26 protein-coding genes are annotated in these 23,456 nt (G+C 59.1%); 17 read left to right on the forward strand and 9 right to left on the reverse strand.

Annotated features, from left to right (window positions below; all coding sequences use genetic code 11):
* Window positions 1-6 precede the first annotated feature (6 nt).
* The 5 genes from atuD to ppnP all read left to right on the forward strand — a co-directional run bounded on the left by atuD (window position 7) and on the right by ppnP (window position 5,041).
* The gene (gene atuD, locus AC5SEM_RS16840; RefSeq protein WP_064120215.1) at window positions 7-1,164 is read left to right on the forward strand and encodes a citronellyl-CoA dehydrogenase; all 1,158 of its coding nucleotides are present in this window, start codon (window positions 7-9) and stop codon (window positions 1,162-1,164) included.
* Window positions 1,161-1,958 (forward strand): enoyl-CoA hydratase/isomerase family protein, encoded by a 798-nt coding sequence (locus AC5SEM_RS16845; RefSeq protein WP_495470877.1) that lies wholly within the window; start codon window positions 1,161-1,163, stop codon window positions 1,956-1,958. The genes atuD and AC5SEM_RS16845 overlap by 4 nt, the downstream gene beginning before the upstream one ends.
* Window positions 1,959-2,076: 118 nt before the next feature.
* The gene (locus AC5SEM_RS16850) at window positions 2,077-4,038 is read left to right on the forward strand and encodes an acetyl/propionyl/methylcrotonyl-CoA carboxylase subunit alpha (protein ID WP_495470878.1); all 1,962 of its coding nucleotides are present in this window, start codon (window positions 2,077-2,079) and stop codon (window positions 4,036-4,038) included.
* A 70-nt stretch (window positions 4,039-4,108) separates the two neighbouring features.
* Window positions 4,109-4,651, forward strand: a complete 543-nt coding sequence (locus AC5SEM_RS16855; protein ID WP_495470879.1) for a 3'-5' exonuclease — start codon at window positions 4,109-4,111, stop codon at window positions 4,649-4,651.
* Between the two features lie 105 nt (window positions 4,652-4,756).
* Entirely contained in the window at window positions 4,757-5,041 is a 285-nt protein-coding gene (gene ppnP, locus AC5SEM_RS16860) for a pyrimidine/purine nucleoside phosphorylase (RefSeq protein ID WP_003226701.1), read from the forward strand.
* 70 nt (window positions 5,042-5,111) lie between these two features.
* Here the strand turns inward: ppnP and AC5SEM_RS16865 are convergent, their stop codons facing one another.
* On the reverse strand, window positions 5,112-5,918 hold the full coding sequence (locus AC5SEM_RS16865; protein WP_495470880.1) for an MOSC domain-containing protein: 807 nt from the start codon (window positions 5,916-5,918) through the stop codon (window positions 5,112-5,114).
* Between the two features lie 167 nt (window positions 5,919-6,085).
* Window positions 6,086-7,021, reverse strand: coding sequence for a chemotaxis protein CheV (locus AC5SEM_RS16870; protein WP_038364198.1), 936 nt, complete (start codon window positions 7,019-7,021; stop codon window positions 6,086-6,088).
* A 454-nt stretch (window positions 7,022-7,475) separates the two neighbouring features.
* On the opposite strand from AC5SEM_RS16870, the gene AC5SEM_RS16875 reads away from it, so the two are divergent.
* From AC5SEM_RS16875 to AC5SEM_RS16885, 3 genes are all read left to right on the forward strand, one after another.
* The gene (locus AC5SEM_RS16875; protein ID WP_495470881.1) at window positions 7,476-7,943 is read left to right on the forward strand and encodes a hypothetical protein; all 468 of its coding nucleotides are present in this window, start codon (window positions 7,476-7,478) and stop codon (window positions 7,941-7,943) included.
* A 486-nt stretch (window positions 7,944-8,429) separates the two neighbouring features.
* The gene (locus AC5SEM_RS16880; protein WP_331695884.1) at window positions 8,430-9,323 is read left to right on the forward strand and encodes a sensor histidine kinase; all 894 of its coding nucleotides are present in this window, start codon (window positions 8,430-8,432) and stop codon (window positions 9,321-9,323) included.
* Complete coding sequence (locus tag AC5SEM_RS16885; RefSeq protein ID WP_116030550.1) at window positions 9,320-9,979, forward strand: response regulator transcription factor; 660 nt, start codon at window positions 9,320-9,322, stop codon at window positions 9,977-9,979. The genes AC5SEM_RS16880 and AC5SEM_RS16885 overlap by 4 nt, the downstream gene beginning before the upstream one ends.
* On the opposite strand, the gene yegS is transcribed toward AC5SEM_RS16885, so the two are convergent.
* Entirely contained in the window at window positions 9,963-10,880 is a 918-nt protein-coding gene (gene yegS / locus AC5SEM_RS16890) for a lipid kinase YegS (protein ID WP_123595303.1), read from the reverse strand. The two genes, AC5SEM_RS16885 and yegS, sit on opposite strands and share 17 nt — an antisense overlap.
* Before the next feature lie 314 nt (window positions 10,881-11,194).
* On the opposite strand from yegS, the gene AC5SEM_RS16895 reads away from it, so the two are divergent.
* Window positions 11,195-11,503 (forward strand): hypothetical protein, encoded by a 309-nt coding sequence (locus AC5SEM_RS16895; RefSeq protein WP_176091754.1) that lies wholly within the window; start codon window positions 11,195-11,197, stop codon window positions 11,501-11,503.
* Window positions 11,504-11,564: 61 nt separating this feature from the next.
* On the opposite strand, the gene AC5SEM_RS16900 is transcribed toward AC5SEM_RS16895, so the two are convergent.
* Window positions 11,565-12,791, reverse strand: coding sequence for a molybdopterin molybdotransferase MoeA (locus AC5SEM_RS16900; RefSeq protein WP_495470882.1), 1,227 nt, complete (start codon window positions 12,789-12,791; stop codon window positions 11,565-11,567).
* Window positions 12,775-13,314, reverse strand: coding sequence for a molybdenum cofactor biosynthesis protein B (gene moaB, locus AC5SEM_RS16905; protein ID WP_007908664.1), 540 nt, complete (start codon window positions 13,312-13,314; stop codon window positions 12,775-12,777). The genes AC5SEM_RS16900 and moaB overlap by 17 nt, the downstream gene beginning before the upstream one ends.
* Before the next feature lie 81 nt (window positions 13,315-13,395).
* Between moaB and mobA the strand changes: the two genes are divergently transcribed.
* A complete protein-coding gene (gene mobA / locus AC5SEM_RS16910) occupies window positions 13,396-13,998 on the forward strand; it encodes a molybdenum cofactor guanylyltransferase MobA (RefSeq protein WP_495470883.1) in 603 nt (200 codons plus the stop codon).
* Between the two features lie 78 nt (window positions 13,999-14,076).
* Window positions 14,077-14,298: a YgdI/YgdR family lipoprotein gene (locus tag AC5SEM_RS16915; protein WP_007908660.1), complete on the forward strand. Its 222-nt coding sequence runs from the start codon at window positions 14,077-14,079 to the stop codon at window positions 14,296-14,298.
* A 78-nt stretch (window positions 14,299-14,376) separates the two neighbouring features.
* Here AC5SEM_RS16915 and AC5SEM_RS16920 read toward each other — a convergent pair whose 3' ends face one another.
* The 3 genes from AC5SEM_RS16920 to AC5SEM_RS16930 all read right to left on the reverse strand — a co-directional run bounded on the left by AC5SEM_RS16920 (window position 14,377) and on the right by AC5SEM_RS16930 (window position 16,004).
* Complete coding sequence (locus AC5SEM_RS16920; protein WP_137217750.1) at window positions 14,377-15,267, reverse strand: pseudouridine synthase; 891 nt, start codon at window positions 15,265-15,267, stop codon at window positions 14,377-14,379.
* Window positions 15,268-15,337: 70 nt separating this feature from the next.
* Complete coding sequence (locus AC5SEM_RS16925) at window positions 15,338-15,655, reverse strand: transcriptional regulator (RefSeq protein WP_123466484.1); 318 nt, start codon at window positions 15,653-15,655, stop codon at window positions 15,338-15,340.
* A 112-nt stretch (window positions 15,656-15,767) separates the two neighbouring features.
* Window positions 15,768-16,004: a glutaredoxin family protein gene (locus AC5SEM_RS16930; protein ID WP_116030546.1), complete on the reverse strand. Its 237-nt coding sequence runs from the start codon at window positions 16,002-16,004 to the stop codon at window positions 15,768-15,770.
* A gap of 208 nt (window positions 16,005-16,212) precedes the next feature.
* On the opposite strand from AC5SEM_RS16930, the gene AC5SEM_RS16935 reads away from it, so the two are divergent.
* On the forward strand, window positions 16,213-17,925 hold the full coding sequence (locus AC5SEM_RS16935) for a cation:proton antiporter (protein WP_137217751.1): 1,713 nt from the start codon (window positions 16,213-16,215) through the stop codon (window positions 17,923-17,925).
* Here AC5SEM_RS16935 and AC5SEM_RS16940 read toward each other — a convergent pair.
* Window positions 17,922-19,130, reverse strand: coding sequence for an ammonium transporter (locus AC5SEM_RS16940; protein WP_016985472.1), 1,209 nt, complete (start codon window positions 19,128-19,130; stop codon window positions 17,922-17,924). The two genes, AC5SEM_RS16935 and AC5SEM_RS16940, sit on opposite strands and share 4 nt — an antisense overlap.
* Before the next feature lie 305 nt (window positions 19,131-19,435).
* On the opposite strand from AC5SEM_RS16940, the gene AC5SEM_RS16945 reads away from it, so the two are divergent.
* The 5 genes from AC5SEM_RS16945 (at window position 19,436) to AC5SEM_RS16965 (ending at window position 23,166) form a co-directional block, all read left to right on the forward strand.
* Window positions 19,436-19,750: an ElaB/YgaM/YqjD family protein gene (locus AC5SEM_RS16945; RefSeq protein ID WP_007908653.1), complete on the forward strand. Its 315-nt coding sequence runs from the start codon at window positions 19,436-19,438 to the stop codon at window positions 19,748-19,750.
* A gap of 2 nt (window positions 19,751-19,752) precedes the next feature.
* A complete protein-coding gene (locus tag AC5SEM_RS16950; RefSeq protein ID WP_077573916.1) occupies window positions 19,753-20,139 on the forward strand; it encodes a phage holin family protein in 387 nt (128 codons plus the stop codon).
* A complete protein-coding gene (locus AC5SEM_RS16955; RefSeq protein WP_007908651.1) occupies window positions 20,136-20,474 on the forward strand; it encodes a hypothetical protein in 339 nt (112 codons plus the stop codon). Before AC5SEM_RS16950 ends, AC5SEM_RS16955 begins: the two co-directional genes overlap by 4 nt.
* 123 nt (window positions 20,475-20,597) lie before the next feature.
* Window positions 20,598-21,761 carry an EAL domain-containing protein gene (locus tag AC5SEM_RS16960; protein ID WP_077573917.1) on the forward strand — a complete coding sequence of 388 codons (1,164 nt, stop codon included), beginning with the start codon at window positions 20,598-20,600 and terminating at the stop codon, window positions 21,759-21,761.
* A 76-nt stretch (window positions 21,762-21,837) separates the two neighbouring features.
* Window positions 21,838-23,166 carry a deoxyguanosinetriphosphate triphosphohydrolase gene (locus AC5SEM_RS16965; RefSeq protein ID WP_077573918.1) on the forward strand — a complete coding sequence of 443 codons (1,329 nt, stop codon included), beginning with the start codon at window positions 21,838-21,840 and terminating at the stop codon, window positions 23,164-23,166.
* The last annotated feature ends 290 nt before the right edge of the window (window positions 23,167-23,456 follow it).

Below are 23,456 nucleotides of genomic sequence, written 5' to 3' on the forward strand. Positions count from 1 at the left end.
ATAACAATGATCTTCACCCCGGAACACGAAGCCCTGCGCCGTACCGTCCGCCAGTTCGTCGAGCACGAGATCAATCCGCACGTCGATGAATGGGAAAAGGCCGGACGCTTCCCGATCCACGAGATTTTCCGCAAGGCCGGCGACCTCGGTTTGCTGGGCATTTCCAAACCGGAAAAATTCGGCGGTATGGGTCTCGATTACAGCTATTCGATTGTCGCTGCCGAAGAATTCGGCACCATTCATTGCGGCGGCATTCCGATGTCGATCGGCGTGCAGACTGATATGTGCACGCCGGCCCTCGCTCGTTTCGGCTCCGATGAATTACGCGAAGAGTTTCTGCGCCCGGCGATCAGCGGCGAGCAGGTCGGCTGCATCGGCGTTTCCGAAGTCGGCGCCGGATCTGATGTGGCCGGGCTGAAAACCACCGCGCGCAAGGACGGCGACGACTATGTGATCAACGGCAGCAAGATGTGGATCACCAACTCGCCGAGTGCCGACTTCATCTGCCTGCTGGCCAACACTTCGGACGACAAACCGCACATCAACAAGTCGCTGATCATGGTGCCGATGAACACGCCGGGGATCAGCCTCAGCTCGCACCTGGACAAGCTCGGCATGCGCAGCTCGGAAACCGCCCAGGTGTTTTTCGACAACGTGCGCGTGCCCCAGCGCAATCGCATCGGTCATGAAGGCGCCGGGTTCATGATGCAGATGTTGCAGTTTCAGGAGGAACGCCTGTTCGGCGCGGCAAACATGATCAAAGGCTTGGAATATTGCGTCGACAGCACCATCGAGTACTGCAAGGAGCGCAAGACCTTCGGAAATGCGCTGATCGACAATCAGGTGATCCACTTCCGCCTCGCCGAGTTGCAGACCGAAATCGAATGCCTGCGCGCATTGGTTTACCAGGCCACCGAGCAATACGTGAAAGGTCAGGATGTGACACGGCTGGCGTCGATGGCCAAGCTCAAGGCCGGGCGTCTCGGTCGCGAAGTCAGCGACAGCTGCCTGCAATATTGGGGCGGCATGGGCTTCATGTGGGACAACCCGGTTGCCCGCGCCTATCGCGATGTGCGGCTGGTGTCGATTGGCGGCGGCGCCGACGAAATCATGCTGGGGATCATCTGCAAACTGATGGGCATCCTCCCGGGGAAAAAGAAATGAGCAACCTGCCGCAATGCCAGACGCTGTTGCTGGAGCTGCATGGCGGCGTGCTGCACATCACCCTCCATCGACCGGACAGCCGCAATGCGATGAGCCTGCAGATGGTCAGCGAATTGCGCGCGGTACTGACGGCCGTGCGCGATGACCGCACAGTGCGGGCGTTGGTGCTCAGCGGCACCGGCGGTCATTTCTGTGCCGGCGGCGATATCAAGGACATGGCCAGCGCGCGCGCTCAGGGCGCTGATGCTTACCGTGATATGAATCGCGCCTTCGGGGCTCTGCTGGAAGAAGCACAGCACGCGCCGCAAGTGCTGATCACGGTGCTGCAAGGCGCGGTGCTTGGCGGCGGTTTCGGTCTGGCCTGTGTCAGCGATATCGCGATTGCCGACCATCAGGCGCAATTCGGTTTGCCGGAAACCAGTCTCGGCTTGCTGCCGGCGCAGATTGCGCCGTTTGTGGTGCAGCGCATCGGCCTGACCGAAACCCGCCGATTGGCGCTGACCGCTGCGCGTTTCGATGGGCATCAGGCACGGCGTCTGGGGCTGGTGCATTTTGTCGAGCAGGATGCGCAGGCGTTGGCCGAGCGGCTCGATGAGGTGCTGCAACATGTGCTGTGTTGCGCGCCGGAGGCGAATGCGATGACCAAGAAATTGCTGTTGGCGAGTGCCGGGCAGCCGTCGAGTGAATTACTTGATGAGGCGGCGCAGTGGTTCAGCGAAGCGGTGACTGGCGACGAAGGAATCGAGGGCACCATGGCATTTGTGCAAAAGCGGAAACCTCGGTGGGCCACTTAAAAGCTTCGCGAGCAGGCTCGCTCCCACAGGTTTTGTGAATGACGCAAACCCCTTGTGGGAGCGAGCCTGCTCGCGAAGAGGCCAGCCAATCCACCGCCAAATACTCAGGAAGATCACCATGCCCGCCATCCACAAAATCCTGATCGCCAACCGCGGTGAAATCGCCTGCCGCATCCAGCGCACCGCCCAGGCGTTGGGCTACCGCACCGTTGCCGTTTACAGCGACGCCGACGCCGAGGCCCTGCACGTCAAAATGGCCGATCAGGCCGTACACATTGGCCCCGCCCCCGTGCAGCAGTCGTACCTGAACATTCCGGCGATCCTCGACGCCGCCCAGCGTAGCGGCGCCGACGCCATCCACCCCGGCTACGGTTTTCTCTCGGAAAACGCCGAATTCGCCCGAGCCTGCGAACAGGCCGGACTGATCTTCATCGGCCCCAGCGTCGAAGCCATCGAGTTGATGGGCAGCAAACGCCGCTCGAAAATCGCCATGCTCGAAGCCGGCGTACCCTGCATCGCCGGTTATCAAGGTGCCGAACAGGACGACGCCACCCTCCTGCGTGAAGCCGAGCGCATCGGCTACCCACTGATGATCAAGGCCAGTGCCGGCGGAGGTGGGCGCGGCATGCGTCTGCTGCACAGCGCCGCTGACTTGCCGGCGCAACTGCGCACCGCGCGCTCCGAAGCACTGAACGGTTTCGGCAGCGACGAATTGATCCTCGAACAAGCGTTGATCGAACCACGGCACGTCGAAGTGCAGTTGTTTGGCGATCAGCACGGCAACCTGATCTACCTCGGCGAACGCGACTGTTCGATCCAGCGTCGCCATCAAAAAGTCATCGAAGAGGCGCCCTGCCCGGTGATGACCGCCGAACTGCGCCAGGCCATGGGTGAAGCCGCGCTGAAAGCCGGGCGTGCGGTGAATTACGTCGGAGCCGGCACCGTGGAGTTTCTGCTCGACGCGCGCGGGCAGTTTTACTTTCTTGAGATGAACACGCGCCTGCAGGTCGAAAACCCGGTGACCGAACTGATCACCGGGCTGGATCTGGTGGCGTGGCAAATATTGGTTGCCGAAGGTCAGCCATTGCCGCTGACTCAGGATCAGGTCCAACTCAACGGGCATGCAATGGAGGTGCGCCTCTACGCCGAAGATCCCGCACAGGATTTCCTCCCGCAAACAGGCCGTGTCGAGGCGTGGGCACCAGCGCTACAGCACGGCGCGCGAATCGATCATGGTCTGCTTGAAGGGCAATCGGTCAGCGCGTTTTACGACCCGATGCTCGGCAAACTGATCGCTTTCGGCGCCACTCGCGAAGAGGCTCGGCGCAAACTGTTGCGCGCAGTACAGGACACGGTGTTATTGGGCGTGCAAAGCAATCAGCGCCTGCTCGCCGGCCTGCTGCAACATCCGCAATTCATCAGTGGTGACTTCAGTACCGCGTTCATTGCCAAGCACTTCAGTGAACACCCTTGCTTGCACCGCTACATTCCCGATGCCGAGGAACTGGCCGTTGCAGCGCTGCTTTTCTATCAGGCCAGCGCCCTCTCCCACCGCGCACCGCTCACCGGCTGGCGCAACAACGCCAGCGTGCCACTGCATTATCGCCTCGGGCTTGATGAACAGAACTGGACAGTGCAACTGCTCGCTCACGCGCAAGGCGCCTTCACCGTTCAGGTTGCCGAACGCACGCTCGAGTTAACACTCATCGATCAGGACGCGCAGTCGCTGACACTGGAAACCGACGGTTTGCGCCAGCGTCACGCGTATCGACTGGATAGCGGGCACCTCTGGCTGTTCACCCGTCCCGGCAGTCTGCGCCTGGAGGATCGAACTCACGCCGTGATCGACAGTCAGACCAGCGTCAGCTCCGGTACCCTGAAAGCGCCGATGGACGGTGCCATTGTCGACGTACTGGTCAGCGAAGGCAGCCCGGTCAGCAAAGGTCAGTTGCTGGTGGTACTGGAGGCAATGAAAATGGAGCACCCGCTGAAGGCCGGCATTGACGGCGTGCTCACGCGGGTGCAGGTCAAGGTTGGCGATCAGGTAAAAAATCGTCAGGTTCTGTTGCAGGTCGAGTAGTCGCCCACACACCCATGCGGGTTTTGACTACGCTCTGAGTTATCAGAACGCGGAAATCAGGAACCCTGCGATGCCTCACTGGCTGGTCATAGATCTGGAAGCCACCACCGATGAGGGTGGCTGGCCGGTCACCGAAATGGAAATTATCGAGATCGGCGCCACCCTGGTCGATCGCGCCGGGCGCGAGCAGGATCACTTCCAGCGCTTCGCCAAACCGACGCGGCGGCCGTTGCTGACGCCTTTCTGTCGTGAACTGACGCACATCACCCAGGCCAATATCGACTCGGCGCAGCCGTTGAGCGAAGTCTGGCCGGCGTTCGAACGCTGGCTCGCGCAGCATCAGACGCGCCTTGAAGGCTGGGCCAGTTGGGGCGATTACGACCGCAAGCAGTTGTTGCAGGAATGGCAGCGTCTGCAAATCGACAGTGGATTGAGCAAGGTGCCGCACATGAACCTCAAACAGCGTTTCGCCAAGGCCCGACGCCTGGAACGACCGCTGGGTCTCAACGGCGCGCTGCAACTGGCCGGCATGCAGTTCAACGGTCAGCAGCATCGGGCGCTGGAGGATGCGCGCAACACTGCGCGGCTGTTGCCACTGGTCTTGCCACTCTAGGGTCAATTCGAGAACTCAGCGGACAGACGCCGGGCAGGTGACGGCGCCAGACGCCTTGTGCATACTGGCCGCCTCCATTTTTCAGCCCTTTTCGAGGAATCGCCCATGTTTAAAGTCAACGAGTACTTCGACGGCACCGTCAAGTCGATCGCCTTTGGTACTGCTGAAGGTCCGGCGACCATCGGCGTCATGGCCCCGGGCGAATACGAATTCGGCACCGCTCAGCGTGAAATCATGCACGTGGTGTCTGGCGCGCTGACCGTCAAACTGCCAGACAGCAGCGACTGGGAAACCTTCGCCGCCGGCAGCCAGTTCAACGTTCCGGCCAACAGCAAGTTTCAGCTGAAGGTCGCCGTCGACACCGCTTACCTGTGCGAATACCGCGGCTAACACCACGGTTTCACTGCGATAAAAAAATGCCCGTGTCCAAGGACACGGGCATTTTCGTTTCAGGCTTGGGTTACTCGAGGATTTCCACCGGCATGCCGACTTCGAGTCGACCATTACTGTCATTCACCAGATTCTGCCCGAACATCGCGCCATCGGCTTCGGCGCGATACTTCTGCAAAGTGGCCAGCGGCTCGCGATCGGCACTGCGCTCGCCGGTCTGCGGGTCAATCGTGGTGAGGATGCAGCGCGAGCATGGCTTGACCACGCGGAACTCGACATCGCCAATGCGAATGCGCTTCCAACTGTCTTCGGCATAGGCCTCGCTGCCTTCGATGACCAGATTGGGTCGAAAGCGCAGCATTTCCAGCGGACGACCGACTCTGTCCGAGAGATCCTGCAGGGACGCCTCGCCGATCAACAGCAGGGGAAATCCGTCGGCGAATGCGACCTGATCATCATCCTTGCCGAAACCTGCCTGAGTCGTGCGGGCACGATCCAGCGGCACCTGCACCAGACGGGTCGGCTTGCCGATGAAATCGCTGACCCAGCGCGCAGCCTCATTACCGGCATCGGGCACGCGCAAGGTGTCACGCCAGATCGTCACACCGCGCAGTTCGGCGTCGCTGCCCGGCAAGGCGATTTCGATGGAGGACTGTTCAGGTGCGCTCAGGGTCAGACCGCCCTGCGCATTCCACAGCGCCGACAACTGACTCATCTTCGCTTCGGCGCGCTGGGTCAGGAAGCGGCCGCTGGCTTCGTCCACGAGCATCCAGCGTCGGTCGCCATCAAGCCCCAGCTTGTCGAGGTCGGCGCTTTTTAGAACGTCGACTTTGCCGGATTTCAACGGGTAACGATAAAGCGCACTCAGACGCAGCATGGCCAGCTCCCTGGAGGATAAAAACGCCACCCTATACGAGCTTGATCAGGAATCAAAGAGCAATAACTGTAGGAGTGAGCCTGCTCGCGAGAGCGGTATGTCAGGTAATGATTCGGGGCTGACACACCGCTATCGCGAGCAGGCTCACTCCTACAATGGGTGTGTGGTCAGGCCGGGACTTCGTCGAGCATCAGGCGCTGGCGCACCACGTCGACCAGTTTGTCCGGCTGGAATTTGGAGAGGAAGTTGTCGCAACCGACCTTCTTCACCATCGAGTCGTTGAAACTGCCGGACAACGAGGTATGCAGCACCACGTACAAGCCACGCAGACGCGGGTCGTTGCGAATTTCGGTAGTCAGGCGATAGCCGTCCATTTCCGGCATTTCCGCATCAGTGAAGATCATCAGCAGCTTGTCGGTCATGTTCACGCCGGTATCAGCCCAGCCCTTGAGCATGTTCAGCGCCTTCAGGCCATCGCTGGCAATGTGCATTTTCACGCCGAGCTGGCCGAGCGTATCGCGCAATTGCGAAAGCGCCACATTGGAGTCGTCGACCAGCAGCACTTCACGGCCACGGGCGCGCTCCAGCACCGGATCATCAAGCTTGTCGCGCGAAACCTTGGCGTTGTACGGAACGATTTCAGCGAGAACTTTCTCGACGTCGATGATTTCCACCAGTTGATCGTCGACCTTGCTGATCGCGGTCAGATAGTGCTGACGCCCGGCGCTGGTCGGCGGCGGCAGAATGGCTTCCCAGTTCATGTTGACGATGCGATCCACGCCACCGACAAGGAAGGCCTGTACCGAGCGGTTGTACTCGGTGACGATGATCGTGCTGTTCGGCCCCGGCACCAATGGACGCATGCCGATCGCCTGCGACAGATCGATCACCGGCAAGGTCTGACCACGCAGGTTGACCACGCCGCAGACAAACGGGTGACGCTGCGGCATCAAGGTCAGCTTCGGCAGTTGCAACACTTCCTGAACCTTGAACACGTTGATTGCGAACAACTGACGCCCGGCCAATCGAAACATGAGAATTTCCAGGCGATTCTCACCCACCAGTTGCGTGCGTTGGTCTACCGTGTCGAGAATGCCGGCCATCAATGACTCCTGGGCTTGTTCTGATGAATTCACTATGTGAGGTTATCGGCGGCAAATGGCAGTTCTTGATTGCCAAGCCAGACCCCGTCAAAAATGCCATGATCGGGCATTGATGTCACATTAACATCATGCTTTACTGGCGCAGTGATTTTCATCTGCTACATTCTCTGCGGCGCGACCTCGGTTTGCACGGTAGGTTCCCGCGCCTAAGGGATTCCCCTAGTAACAATCAGGCCCAACCTGATATTCGCAATATCCAATAGCCATTAATGTGACGCCATTCTCATTGCATGAACGGAGTCAGGCTATTGTGTGCGATCGCAATTCAGCGGAAACAAGCCCTCTGGACCCCCCCAGTCTGTGCACCTGCACGTCTGGGCGCGATCTCCCGACGATTCATGATCGTCGCCACACACGGCATTCCCTCATCAGACATGACGTGGTGGAGATAAGCATGCCAATGGACCGCAAAGAGTGGGTAGAGCGCTTCCCCGAATTCCTTGCCGAGGCCGAAAAACTCCTGGCCAAGTCCGAAGAATGCCTCAGCCATTTGCAACTGATCAGCAATGACAGGGACGCTATCGAGTGCATGCTCGGCACCCTCCTCAAACTTGCACGCAGGGCTGAAGCCCTGGCGCTAGAAGCGATCTCCGAATTCTCGCTGCACATTTACAGCCTGCTCAACCTGCCCCAGGATCGTATCGACCTCCACGAGCAGGCTCTGCAAGCACTGCAGGATTGCTTCACGCTGATGGCGTGGCAGCTTGAACTGATCGACCAGAAGACCGGGCAACTGAGTCTGGATGAAAGTGAGCAGGCCTCGTTGCTCGAAGCATTCGCCTTCCAGGTCGGCCAAAGCCAGCTTCAGCAGCCCCTTGCGAGCAAACGTTTTCCCCAATTGCCCTACTCAGGACAAGCCTGATCACCTCGCTGTATCCGCCCTGGCGTTTGAAACGAATACGTTGAATGTCGTTATTGAATAGCTCATACCTGCCAGCGACAAATCCGAATAAATAATCAGCGACGACAGACACTCATGTTTTCTGCCGGCCTCAGGGTTTGCCTGTGTGTTAAGAAGCACAACTTCAGGCAACACCTACATCTATCGAACTCAATAAATCGACTTTTCCATTATGGAACTTGCGTCCAATACCACGTAATTCCTGACTCATTGGACATATATAGCGAGCGCGACCAACGGTATCTTAAGTGGTATTATGCCGCCCATTAGTTGCTTTCAAATTAATGGCACAGTGACTTCAGCGACAGCTATCCACTGATAGTTGGCGGTCAACACATTCACTGAACCGCGCTGAAATCAATAACATACTTGACAGCATTTTCAGACAGAGACCCGCCAGCCTCAGGCCGGTCTGCCCGCAGCGAACATCCATTGGCTCCATCCGTTATGTACGCCAGCCTCAAGTCAATCACTACATGGCCACCCTCCCGGGAAAATGCACGCCGGTTCACACTCATACTGTGTGTCGCCGCAACGCTCGGCAGCCTGCTGACCTACGGTTTTTCGACACCACTTAGCCTCGGACTGCTACTGCTCGACATCGCCGCTACCGCGTGTGTCTGGGTGCAATATCGGCTGTCACGCAAATCGATCAAGTTTCAGCCGCAGGAACTCGCTGACCGCTTGCTGGAAGTCCAGGAAAACGAGCGTCATCGCCTCAGCCGCGAACTGCACGATGATATCGGCCAGTTACTGACGGCCGCCAAACTGCAGAGCGAATGGCTCAAGCGACGCCTGCCGGATGACTTGCAGGAACACTGCACCGCGCTGTGCGACACCCTGGAAGAAACCCTCAACAAGGTGCGCGACGTTTCGGCCATTCTCAATCCACGGCAGCTGACCAGCCTGGGGCTTGAAGCCAGCCTGCGCGCACATCTGCTCAAGACATTGACCAACACCAGCGTGCACTGGAGCCTCGATTGCCAGCAGCGTCTTAACGGTATTCCTGAAGAAATGGCGGTCGCGGCCTTTCGTATTACCCAGGAGGCTGTTACCAATATCCTGCGTCACGCCCAGGCGAAAAACCTGGTGATACGCGTACAACGTCTACCCAAAGGTCTGACGTTGCTGATCAGCGATGACGGTCTGGGCTTCGCCCCGGCTGTCAATCCGGGTCGTGAAGGACAACGAGGCATGGCCGGGATGGCCGAACGAATCGAGCAACTGGGTGGCACCCTGAACGTCATCAGCGAGCCGGGCAAAGGCACTCAAATCGAAGCACTCTTCCCCTGGGCGCCTCGCGCACTCGAACGGGCCAGTACGAATAAGGTTATGCGTTGACTTGCAACTTACTTCTGGTGGATGACCACTCGCTGATCAGGGCCGGCGTGCGCGCTCTGGTGCTGGATATTCCCGGTTACGCGGTGATTGGCGAAGCCAATGACGGTTCGCAGTTGCTCGAAATGGTCGAGCAACTGAGTCCGGATATCGTGTTGCTGGATATCTCCATGAAAGAGACCAGTGGCCTCGAAGCGCTGCAACGGCTCAAGCGAGTACGCCCGCAGAGCAAGGTGCTGATCCTGTCGATGCACACCGATCCGGCGCTGATCATGCAGGCCCTGGAATCCGGCGCCCATGGCTACCTGCTCAAAGACACCACGGCCACTGAACTCGAACATGCACTGGAAGCCTTGCGCAACAACGAGCGCTACCTGAGCCCGGCCATCGCCCATACCGTGATCAATCAGGCCCTGACCCGCAATCAGAAGCAGCAGCCGGAAATCGCCGACTCGCATAATCTGACCGCCCGCCAACTGGAAATCCTGCGCTTGATCGTGCGGGGCAAATCCACCCGGGAAATCGCCAATGGCCTCGGGCTGAGCATCAAGACTGTCGAAACCCACCGCTCACAGATCATGAAGCGCCTGCAAATCTACGACGTGGCAGGCCTGGTGCTGTTCGCCGTACGCGAACAGATCATCAGTCTGGACGACTGAGCGATCCGGCTCCGCCCAACAATGGAGAGTGCTCCGGCAAATGCACACGCAACGCTGCCGGACGCGCTTCAAATCGCAAGCTGTCACCTTCCAATGGTTCGCCATCCAGATTGATGCAGAGCCCCTCGGCCACTTTGATTTCGACCCATGGCAAACGGGCTCGGACAAACATGTTATCGATGCCGAAACCATCGCTGAGCAGCGTCTTCAGCGTGCCGACCAGTTCCTGTGGCGCCGGCAGGATGCTGATATCCAGCAAACCGTCATCGGCCAGCGCCTCTGGGCAGAGTACGTGCCCGCCACCGGCCTGACGGCCATTGCCGATACCCAGCGCGAGCATTTCGCCACTCCAGTGAAAGTCCGGCCCCTGAAGTTCGCCGTAAGCGGCATGCAGTTCGCTGAACCGTGACAAACCGGTGAACAGATAAGCCGCACCACCGAGTACTTTTTTCAAGTCCTCGGAGGTATTGGCCGTGACCTGACTGCCGAAACCACCGGTGGCCATATTAAGGAAAATCTGCCCGCCCACTTCACCCAGATCGATGTCGCGCGGCGGTACATCAAGTAGTTCCAGTGCCTCGGCGGGCTCCAGTGGCACACCGGCTGCGCGAGAAAAATCGTTGGCGGTGCCCAAAGGTAAAAGCACCAGGCTGGCTTTACCCGGATGCGCCGCGAGCGCTTCGGCAATGTCGCGCAAGGTGCCATCGCCACCGCCGGCAATGATCTTCGTGTAGCCATCCGCCAATGCCTGCTCCACCCAACGCTGAGCGTCCCCTGCCTCCCAGGTCAGCCGCACGGCCAGCTCCCAGCCTTGCTTGCGTTTGTCCTCGACGGCGGTGCGAACCGCCTCGTTGAGTGCCTGCTTGCCATGCAGAATCAATAGCGCCCGGCGCTCACTCATCACGTCACTCCCAAAATCGAATCAGTTGAGACATCTTGACCGCTGCGGCACGCAAAAAAGCCGTCCGCCCCCTTAATTAATTCAACCTTCTGGCGCGAGCGTCCTACACAGCGGTATTTTTTCTTACAAAACATACGGAATCGGCTTAATTGACCCGGTTCGAGCATTGGAGCACCGTGTGCTGGCGGTATCGATCTTCAATCCAATACACAAGGACGTGCATGTAATGAGTGGATACACCCCCAGGGCTTTTGCCACTTTGAAAGCAGGAAAAGGTTGCAATCGAGCTTTTGAAACAACCGGCGGATGCTTCCATGCCAAGTCATGAAGCCAGAATGCCAGTGACTCCGGTTGCCCCCCTCGTCGAAAGTCGCGCGAATCACAAGTCTGATTTCAAAAACAGCGCCAGAACCACTGGAGAAGTTGATATGGAACCCCGAGTGACCGAGCTGGAAACCCATCTCAAATACCTTCGGCGGGACATGGACGAAGTCCGCGGTGATGTCAGAACGATCAAACACCGGCTCGCCTACTCGGCCGGTGCAACAGCAGTAATACTGGGTCTTCTGGGTTGGGTGGCCAATAGCCGATTCGACCAGCTTGTGACATTGATCAGCAATTAAGTGAATGAGTCATTGCAGGCGCCGCCTGATACAGCCGACGCCTGCATTTGCACGACAGTGATCAGCCCAGCAAGTCACTCAGCGGAATGAACACCACGGGGTCTCCCGCGCTCAGCGTGCGACCTTCCAGCACTTCGACCAATCCATCTGCCCACGCCGCGCTACGTAGCACACCTGAGCTCTGGTTGCGGTAAACAGTCGCCTGCCCTTGCTCCAGACGACCTCGCAGGTACTCACGCCGATTGCCTGCCACCGGCCAGTCAAAACCAGCCGGTACGGTGAACTTCAGCGGCTCGACGTCCCGCACGCCCTGCCGGCGCAACAGGTAAGGTCGAGTGAGCAGCGCAAAGGTCACCAACGTCGACGCCGGATTACCCGGCAAGCCAATGACCGGCACGTTGCGGAAATGCCCAAACGTCAGCGGCTTACCGGGTTTTATCGCCAGTTTCCACAGGGCAAGCTCGCCCTCCTCGCGCAGGGCAACGCCGAGAAAATCCGCCTCACCCACTGACACGCCACCCGTGGAAAGAATCAGATCAACATCCTGCAACTCGCCTAGGCGGGCACGAGTCGTGGCCAGATTATCCGGAAGAATACCGGCATCAATCACCTCACAACCCAGACGTTGCAGCCAACTGCACAGCAATACCCGATTACTGTTGTATATCTGACCCGGCCCCAGTGCCTGGCCCGGCTCGACCAATTCATCACCCGTTGAAATCACTGCGACACGAACCTTGCGCACGACCCTCAGCCCGGCACAGCCCAACGATGCCGCCAGCCCCTGCTCGATCGGACCCAGCCGGGTTCCGGCAGGCAGGATCAGTTCACCGACAGTGGTTTCCTGACCTTGCGGGCGAATGTTCTGCCCAACCTTCAGCGGCTCGAGGAAGCGCACCTTTTCATCGATTTGAACCTCCGCGTTTTCCTGCATTTCCACGCAATCGGCGCCTGCCGGTACAGGAGCGCCGGTGAAAATCCGGGCACAGGTGCCCGCTTTCAGAGGCTCCGGGGATTGCCCGGCGAACACCTTCTGACTGACCGGCATGGGGTCGCCGGTCCAGTCGGCCAGGTTCAGTGCATAACCATCCATGGCACTGTTCGGCCAGGGCGGCAGATCCAGCGTCGAAATCAGATCTTCGCTCAGCACCCGCCCCTCAACCTGAGCCAGCGGCAAATATTCATGCTCGACAATGGGCGAGGCTTCGGCCATGTCGAGCAGGCGCGCCAGCGCCACCTCGACCGGCATCAGGGCCCCGCTCTTGCCCGGCTTACCCACGGGATTCACAAGGCGCCGCCTGCTTCAAATGAGTGACGAAATTGCACGGGCGGTGACGAGCATCCAACTGCTCACCCAGAATGCCATCCCAACCGGTGCGTACGGCATTGGTCGAACCCGGCAGGCAGCAAACCAGCGTGCCATTGGCCAGGCCGGCCAGCGCACGGGACTGCACCGTCGAGGTGCCGATATCGGCTACCGATATCTGCCGGAACAACTCACCAAACCCGTCGACCTGCTTGTCGAGCAGGCAGGCAACCGCTTCAGGTGTGCTGTCGCGGCCAGTGAAACCGGTCCCGCCGGTAATCAACACAACCTGCACGACATCGTCGGCAATCCAGGTGGCGACTTGCGCGCGAATTTTGTAGAGGTCATCTTTGAGCAAAACCCGTTGCGCCAAAAAATGGCCCGCAGCGGTCAAGCGGTCGACGAAGACCTGACCTGAGGTATCGGTTTCCAGAGTTCGGGTGTCACTGACTGTCAGCACCGCAATATTGAGCGGCACGAAAGGTACATCAGCCTTGGCTTTCATAGGCTCGTCCAGTTGTAGGAGAAACAGCCCGGTGTTATATCACAGCGCCTCATTTTTTCGCCGCCCCTCTGGAGAGCCGCCATGACCCTCGAAACGCAATTGCCCCCGTGCTCCATTCTGCTCCTGGCAGGCGGACGCGGCCAACGCATGGGCGGTCAGGACAAAGGCTTGATCGAGTGGCTGGGCGAGCCATTGATTGCACATTTACAGCGCAAGGTTCGTGCACTGACTGACGACCTGATCATCTCCTGTAACCGTAATCGCGAGCGTTACGCGCCGTTTGCCGATCAATTGGTGGTCGATGACGAAGGCGATTTTCCGGGGCCATTGGCCGGCATTCGTGCGGGCCTGAAAGCGGCGCGCCATTCGCACCTGCTGGTCTTGCCCTGTGATGTCCCGCGCATTGACGCAACATTGCTGCAAAGCATGCGCGAGACCGCCAATCAGCATCCTGAAAAACCTTTAATGTTGCGCCATGACGGGCATTGGGAACCGCTACTGTGCGTGATTCCGGTAGCCCTTCGACCGGCCTTTGAAGAGGCCTGGAACGCCGGTGAACGCAGCCCCGGCCGGATCATGCGCGAGCTCGGCGCCACTGCCCTGCAATGCCCGGACAACGACCCGCGACTGGCCAACCTGAACACCCCCGAACTGTTAAATGCCCACAACACTGTGTCAGACTGACACCATTCAAGGAACTCTCACGCCTTGTATACGTCTCAAGCTCAGTAACCAAAAGAATTCCCATTCGGAGACACACCCATGACTCAACGGACCCTCGCCACTTTCATGCTCGCACTGGGCCTTGCCACCCTCGCCGGTTGCTCGTCGCCTACAGTGATCACCTTGAATGACGGTCGCGAAATCCAGGCCGTCGACACCCCGAAATACGATGACGATTCGGGCTTCTACGAGTTCAAACAGCTGGACGGCAAAGAAACTCGCATCAACAAGGATCAGGTTCGTACCGTTAAAGAGCTGTAAGCTCTGGGTCGACACCGGATACAGAAAAGCCCGCATTAATGCGGGCTTTTTCATGGGTGCTCGAAAAGTGAGGCGGTGTCACCACTGCAGCGTAATCCGGCTCTCGAATTCGCGAACTTCACCGGTTACCGGGTCGATAAACCGTAGACCTTGCGCCAGCAGCTTCAGCGGATTGGCGTAGTCATCCTCGACGTCTTTCAACACATCCGGATAAAACGGATCGTTGCAGATGCTCGCCCCCAGCGCAGTCATGTGGACACGCAGCTGATGTTTCTTGCCAGTCACCGGAAACAACCCATAGCGCCATAGATCGCCATGCTTTTCCCGGACTTCCACCGCCGTTTCGGTATTGCTGGCACCGGCGCCTTCCTGCATGCGGAAAAACGGCTCGCCATCCACCAGACGGCTTTTGTGCACCAGCGGAAATTTCAGATCTGGCAGCGCCGGGGCGATGGCTTCATAGCGCTTGTCGATCTGCCGGGTCGGGAACAGCGACTGATAGGCCGAACGAGTTTGCGGATTGGCCGAGAAAATCACCAGTCCCGCCGTATGCCGGTCGATACGGTGCAAGGGCACCAGATGGGGATTGTCCAGGCGACGAATCAGCCTGCGCAACAAAGTTTGCTCAACGTATTCGCCGGCGGGCGTCACCGGCAGAAAATGCGGTTTGTCAGCCACCACCAAATGTTCGTCGGCATAGAGAATCGACTCGACCACCGGGATCGGCTTTTCGTCCGGCACTTCGCGAAAATAATGAATCCGCAGACCTTCCTTGTAAGGCAAGTCCACCGAGATCGGCTGGCCATGGCCATCCAGCACGCGTCCCCGAGCGATGCGGTCCAGCCATTGCGCGCGATCGATGGCGCGGAAATGTTCGCACAGGCAATCGAGTACGGTCAGCCATTTACCGGGCGGCAGATAAAGCGTGCTCGCCTGATTCTGCGCAGCAGAGAATGTAGATGTGGACATACGGCAATCAAACCCTCAATACAGGGCGGCATTATCCAGCACTGAGGGAAACGAACCTAGCGCAGAATGCTCAGGCCGGGATCGTTTTGAGCGCTGCAGCCTCAGTGAATTCCTTGAGCCAGCGCAGCACATCGACGGCCTCCCAGCGGCCCGGGTCATACAAGGCGTAAAGCAAACCCTGATAACCAACCACATCCAGTTGCTTGTGATAACCGGCACGCTGAAACAAGGCCTCGATCTCGGCAAAACAGGTGTTGAAATGCAGTTTGTTGAAGGGCGTCTTGCCTTCCGTGACCAGCCCGTCCAGGCGCAATTCGAGAACGGCCTCGCGCACCACGTCAACCGACATCCGGTTCACGCTGTTCTTCAACTGTTCGACATTGACCACGGTTCATCCCTCTGAAGCATTTACTGTATGAACATACAGTAACCGAACAATCCGCAAAATGCCAAGGAATGGATGGCAGCGGCGACCGGCGGGATGACCGGGAAAATACTGATTAACCCAGAAACGCTACGATTTCATCGGAGCTGAATGGCCAGCCTAATTCCGCCCCTGTGTCGACGCGACGCAACACCGGAATCCTTAGGCTGTAAGCCTCAAACCACATTTCGTCGTCAGCAATATCGACCAGTTCAACCAGCAGGCCATGCTCAACGAAAGGCATCAACTCGGCCTCGGCGACTTCACACAAATGGCATCCAAGGGTGCCGAACAACTGACATTCAGGAAGCATGAGCGCTCAACCAGAAAATGAGTGGGCCTATTCTAGGCCGCAGCTGAAAACCCGTCGAGCCACCGCCGCCCAAAGGCTTCAGCGCCCCGACAAAGGCTCACAGGCAAAACCCTGACGCAAATCAGTCCGCAGAAAAGCCAATTACGCGATCCTCCCGGTCTTTTTGCCTCTACGCTTGAAAAGCCTGAATCTGACATCGGAGTGTCCAGTGTTTGCCAACCTGTTGATCATCCTCGCCTCGTCCCTCGTGGTGATTGCCCTGTTCCGTCGCCTGCGCTTGCCGCCGGTGCTGGGCTATCTGTGCGTCGGACTGCTGGTCGGGCCGAGCGCTTTCGACTGGGTCAACGAAAGCGAACACCTGCCTGATGTCGCCGAACTGGGCGTGGTGTTTCTGTTGTTTTCACTGGGATTGGAGTTCTCCCTGTCGAAGATGATCGCCTTGCGCCAGGTGGTGTTCCGTCTCGGTAGTCAGCAGGTGCTGATCAGCACCGCGCTGCTCGGTCTGCTGCTGATGCTGCTGGGCATGCCGACGACACCGGCGCTGTTGCTCGGCGCCGGGCTTTCGCTGTCATCGACGGCAATTGTGACCAAAGAGTTGGGCAGCCTCGGCGAGGTGTTCAGCAGTCACGGGCAAAATGCCGTTGGCGTTCTGCTGTTTCAGGACGTGGTCGCGGTATTGCTGCTGACGTTGGTGCCAGTGTTCGCCGGTAGCAGCGAGCAAGCCTGGTACTGGGCGCTGCCCCTGACACTGGCAAAAACCGTGGTGCTGTTTGTCGGTCTGTTGCTGGCCAGTCGCTGGTTACTGCCGCGGCTGTTTCATGAAGTGGCCGCCTCGCGCTCGGCAGAGTTGTTCGTGCTGCTGGCGCTGGTGATTGTGCTGTTGACCGCGTGGCTGACTCACCTGCTGGGCCTGTCCCCTGCCCTCGGTGCATTTCTGGCCGGCATGTTGCTCGGTGAAAGCCACTATCGGCATCAGATCGAGGCCGACATCCGACCGTTTCGCGACATCCTGCTCGGGGTGTTTTTCGTCAGCATCGGCATGCTCATCGACCTGCAACTGTTCGTCAGTCATAGCCTGCTGATCCTCGGGCTCACCGTCGGTTTGATGGTGATCAAGGGCATCGTTGTGGCCTTGTTGGTGAAGTGGCGCGGCAACGACAGCGAAACGGCGTGGCGCAGCGGCCTGGCGTTGGCTCAGGGTGGCGAGTTCTGCTTTGCACTGATGGCGCAGATGCAGCAACACAGTATGATGCCCGAAGCGTTGAGCGATCTTCTGCTCGCCGCAACGTTCTGCTCGATGCTGCTGACGCCACTGTTGCTGCGCGCAGCACCCCGCATCGCGGCCGCCTTGCACCGCAAGCCCAATCAGGAAGCACAGATCGAGGAAATCAGCGCACTCAACGCCGACCTTAACCAGCATGTGTTGATTTGCGGCTACGGCCGCGTCGGTCAATCCATCGGGCGTTTCCTGCGCAATGCCAAACAGCCTTACATCGCCCTGGACAGTGATCCGGTTCGCGTACAGGAAGCCGCCAGTGGAGAAAGTGACGTGCATTATGGCGACTCGTCACGCGGCGATCTGCTGATCGCCGTTGGCCTGCTGCGCGCCAAATTGCTGGTGGTTGCGGTGGATCAGAGTGACATTGCCCTGCGCATCCTCAAGGAAGCGCGCCGGCTCAACGCCCACGTGCCGATTCTAGTGCGCACCCGCGACGACAGCCAATGGGCCGAATTGAAAGCCGCCGGCGCCACCGAAGTGGTGCCGGAGCTGTTGGAATCGAGCCTGATGCTCGCCTCCCACGCCTTGATCATGCTCGGTCTGCCAGCGCATCAGGTGCAGGAAAAAGTCGATCAGGTGCGCATCGACCGCTATCGTCTGCTCCACGGCTTTTATCCCGGTAGCGACGATGCCGAAACTTAGTCCTGGCTCACCGCGCCGATCTTGTGCAGTGACAGGTCGGCGCCGTAATACTCTTGTTCCTGACTCAGGCGCAGCCCGTGCAGCGCCTTGATCACGCCGTAGACGACGAAGCCACCGATCAGCGCCACCGCGACGCCGAGTGCGGTGCCGATCAACTGGCTGATCAGGCTGACGCCGCCGATCCCGCCAAGCGCAGTCTGGCCGAAGATCCCGCAGGCAATCCCGCCCCACACACCGCACAAACCATGCAGTGGCCAAACACCCAACACATCATCGATGCGCCATTTCACCTGTGCGGCGGTAAAGCACCAGACAAACAGTGCGCCAGCGATCGCGCCAGTCACCAGGGCACCCACCGGATGCATCAGATCGGACCCGGCACAGATCGCCACCAGACCGGCCAATGGGCCGTTGTGCAGGAAGCCCGGGTCATTGCGCCCAACGAGCAGCGCCGCCATCGTGCCGCCGACCATCGCCATCAACGAATTGACCGCCACCAGACCACTGACGCCTTGCAGTGTTTGCGCGCTCATCACGTTGAAGCCGAACCAGCCGACAATCAGAATCCACGAGCCCAGCGCCAGAAAGGGAATGCTCGACGGTGCGAATGCCACCAAGCGACCGTCGCGGTAACGGCCATTGCGCGGCCCCAGCAGCAATACCGCCGCCAGCGCCAGCCAGCCGCCCATGGCATGCACCACCACGGAGCCGGCAAAATCATGAAAAGCGGCACCGAATTGCGCTGTCAGCCACGCTTGCAGACCGTAGTTGCCGTTCCAGATCATGCCTTCGAAAAACGGATAGATGAACGCAACGATCAGCGCCGTGGCACACAACTGCGGAACGAAACGCGCGCGCTCAGCGATGCCACCGGAAATGATTGCCGGGATCGCAGCGGCAAAGGTCAGCAGGAAGAAAAACTTCACCAGTCCATAACCGTGATCGGCGCTCAATACCGCCGCCGGCTGCATGAAGGTCACGCCGTAAGAGATCCAATAGCCTATAAAGAAATAGGCCAGGGTTGAGACAGCGAAATCACTGAGAATCTTCGACAGTGCATTGACCTGGTTTTTCTGGCGGACGGTACCGACTTCCAGGAAGGCGAAACCGGCGTGCATCGCCAGCACCATCACCGCACCGATCAGAATGAACAAGGTATTGGAGCTGTGAACCAGGGTGTCCACAGCGCTTTGCAGATTTTCCATAAGCAGGCAGACCTAAAGGCGAAAAAGGCACCAAAGCGGTTCATGCGCACATTTCATGCACCAAGTTGCGACCCAGCAGTCACGAATCCGGATGTCCGGCGAACTGCTTTGGCGCACAAGGTCGATGTCCTGACACGAACCGGGCTTGTTTGGGATAAGGTTTCTTAATGCGAGCGCCCGGCAACAGCGCACAGCGGTCGGGCGACGCACCACGACACAGCAAAAGTTGTACCAGTCATTTGTACTGAACCTTCGCGCAAGGCTCATACTCGAACGCTTCAGACGTCACTTACGGAGATCCACCCATGGCCAGCATCAAGGCAAAGACTGCTCAAGAAATCCTCATGAACGACTTCCAGACTTTGGTCGCCGACACCGAACGGTTGCTCGAGCACACCGCCACTCTGGCCGGCGATCAGGCTGATGAGCTGCGCGAGCAGATCCACGACAGCCTGCTGCGCGCCCGCGAAACCCTGAAACTGACCGAAGAAACCCTGCGCGATCGCGGTCAGGCGGCTGTTACCGCCACTGAAGACTATGTGTCGGCCAATCCTTGGCAGTCGGTCGGCATTGCTGCCGGTGTCGGCTTTCTGATCGGCCTGCTGGCCACTCGGCGCTGATTATGTCGATCGGTGAATCCGGCCCGACTGCGGGCACCGCCTCTTCCTCGCGACGCCTGGGCGCCGCCGTTCTCGGTCTGCTGCACAGCCATGTCGAATTGTTCGGCATCGAATTGCAGGAACAGAAATCACGTACCGTCAGCCTGTTGCTGTTCGCCGGCCTGGCCCTGGTCTTTGCCCTGTTGTTGCTGGTGGGTTTATCGACCTTGGTGATGATCGTGTTCTGGGACACCTACCGTCTCGCCGCGATCATCGGCCTGTGCGTCTTCTATACCCTGGCCTCGATCTTCTGCGCGCTGCGCCTCAAGGCGGCGATCTTCGATGAGTCCTCGCCTTTCCACGGCACGCTCGAAGAGCTGGCCAACGACCGGGAGCGCCTGTTGCCATGAGCCTGCCTGAACTGCCACACAACAGCTCGCGTCGGGAAATGCGCAAGGCCTTGATCCGCCTGCGCATGGAAATGCATCGCCAGGAAATCCGCCATGAAGCCGGGCAAGTCCTGCAACCCCTGCATCGCATGCGCGGCATGACGCAAAACCTGCAAGGTGGCTTCGGCATCAAACACGCGCCATTGTGGGGCGTGGCCGCCGTTACGCTGCTGGGCTTTATCACCGGCAAAGGCGCGAAAAGCGGCGGCGCTGGCGGGTTAAGCCGTTTAATCCGGCTCGGCACCAGCCTCGGGCCGCTGATCAAACTGGTCATGCAGAGTTCGGCAAAACGCTAAACAGATACATCTGGCTACATTCTTGCACTATCGGCGGGATGAACCTCTTTATCCGGAGGTTCAATCCCGTGCGCCTATCCGGTCGACGGGGTTCACCAGAACAAGAACCACTAAGGAGGCCCCGTGATCGACGGGCAACCGCTCGCCTGCTTTCAGCCTTTCATCGATACCGCCACGGGACGCATTGCCGGCGTTGAAGCGCTGGGTCGCCTGCGCCAGGCTGACGGTCAATTGAATTCGGTCGGGCCATTGTTTGCCGATCCACGAACGCCCGCCATTGCCCTGCGCCGTCTCGACCGGCAGATCCGCGACAACGCCTTGAGCCGCTTGCATGAAGCGCCGGCAGACTGGTTTCTCAGCCTGAACATGTCACCGCGCTGGATCAGTCGCCTGCGCGCCGATCAAGCCCTGCCCAGCCTCAAGCAATTGGCACGCTACAACATCGATCCGCAACGCATCGTCTTCGAGATCACCGAACTGGCTGGCAATGGTCAACGCCTGGCCGAAGTCGTCGCGCGCTATCGCGAGGCGGGAGCGAGAATCGCCATCGACGACTTTGGCGCCGGCTACTCGCAACTGGATCGGGTGCTGGCGTTGCAACCGGACATTCTCAAACTCGATATGCGTCTGTTTCAGGCCGCGGCACTGGGCGGGCCGAGCAGCGACGTGGTCAAGGCACTCGCGCAGATGGCCGAGAAGACCGGCTGCTGGATCATTGCCGAAGGCGTCGAGACCGAAGCACAATTGAATTTCGCCCTCGAATGCGGATCGCGCTATGTACAGGGATTCCTGTTCGCACGGGCGCAAGAAGAGTTCTTCGCCGCCGATGCGTTTGTGCAACGCTTCGCCGAACTGCGCCAGCGCTATGTCCGGCAGAAACTCGCCGAGCGCGGGCGGCTGATGCAAATGCGCCAGCAACTGGCTGAACTGATGTCGATCCTGCAAGCCTGGGCTCAGGCCCATGCACCATTGAGTGCGTTGCCACAACTGGACGCCTTCCCCTGGCTGCTGCGGTTTTATCAATGCGATCGCCACGGCACGCAACTGACCCCCAACCTCGAATGGCGGCAGCACGGTTGGGTCGCCGACAATCGTTATCTGGGGCACAACTGGTCGTGGCGCCCGTATTTCTATCATTTGCTCGCCGAGGGTTGGGAGGAGCGGCGTTTGACGCTTTCCAATACCTACCGCGATGCCACCAGCAATCAGTACTGCCTGACGGCCGGGCAGTTTTTCGACAACGGCGAGCGTTTGCTGTTGATCGACATCGACGCGGCGGGACTGTAGTTCCGCTTGCAGGGGCGGGCGTGAACCGGGAAGCTAGGGGCCAACGCCCCCAGTCACCTGACGGAGAGAATCAGCCTTGGATTGGCACACCCTGCTCAACCGCGAACGCCTCGGCAAGCCACTGCACAGCCCGCAAGAACTTGGCCGCAGCCCTTTCCACAAAGACCATGACCGCATCATTTTCTCCGGCGCCTTCCGCCGCCTCGGACGCAAGACCCAGGTGCACCCGGTCACCAGCAACGATCACATCCACACGCGCCTGACCCACTCGCTGGAAGTCAGTTGCGTCGGCCGTTCTCTGGGCATGCGGGTGGGCGAAACCCTGCGCAGTGCCTTGCCCGAATGGTGTGACCCGGCCGATCTCGGCATGGTCGTGCAGTCGGCGTGTCTGGCCCACGACATCGGCAATCCGCCGTTCGGTCACTCCGGTGAAGATGCCATTCGCCACTGGTTCCAGCAGGCGGCCGGGCGTGGCTGGCTCGATGGCATGAGCGAAGCCGAACGCGCTGACTTCCTCAACTTCGAAGGCAATGCCCAGGGTTTCCGCGTCCTGACTCAGCTGGAGTACCACCAGTTCGATGGCGGCACGCGGCTGACCTACGCGACCCTTGGCACCTATCTGAAATACCCGTGGACCGCGCGCCACGCCGATTCCCTGGGCTACAAGAAACACAAGTTCGGCTGCTATCAGAGCGAGTTGCCGTTGCTTGAACAGATCGCCCATAAACTGGGTCTGCCGCAAATCGAAGACCAGCGCTGGGCACGGCATCCGCTGGTGTACCTGATGGAGGCCGCCGACGACATCTGCTACGCGCTGATCGATCTGGAAGACGGCCTCGAGATGGAGCTGCTGGAATACGCCGAAGTCGAATCGCTGCTGCTCGGGCTGGTGGGCGATGATCTGCCGGAAACCTATCGTCAGCTCGGCCCGCAGGATTCGCGCCGACGCAAACTGGCGATCCTGCGCGGCAAGGCCATCGAGCATTTGACCAACGCCGCCGCACGCGCATTTGTCGAGCAACAGGACGCGCTGCTTGCCGGCACGCTGCACGGCGATCTGGTTGAGCACATGCACGGCCCGGCCAAGCGTTGCGTGTTGAATGCCAAGGACATCGCCCGCAAGAAGATCTTTCAGGACAAACGCAAAACCCTGCATGAAATCGGCGCGTATACCACGCTGGAAATCCTGCTCAATTCGTTCTGCGGCGCCGCGCTGGAACAACACAACGGGCGTACGCCGTCGTTCAAAAGCCGACGTATTCTCGATCTGCTGGGTAGCAATGCGCCGGATCCGCAGGGTTCGTTACACACCTCGTTTTTGCGCATGATCGATTTCATTGCCGGGATGACCGACAGCTACGCCAGCGACATGGCACTGGAAATGACCGGCCGCTCCAGTCACTGACCCAGGCACATGCGGGTGGCCATCACATGGGTCACCCGCATGCACGCCTGCTGTTATTGTCGTTTTTGACGAGTGACTGTTATCACAGGGAACGCCACTGCTCCCAAGCGTTGGATCAGCAACTTTAAACATCTATAAAAACCCATTGACAACCAGCACTTGAAAATCAATGAAGTCAAACTATAAGCCCGTTCAAATCCTGCACTTCCTTACGTCAAACCTAGTTTGAACGTAGTCCGCTTCCTCATTAATTGTAGGAATAATCCGATAACGTGACTGGAGCCATGTCA

It is taken from the genome of Pseudomonas sp. CH61 (assembly GCF_059429415.1).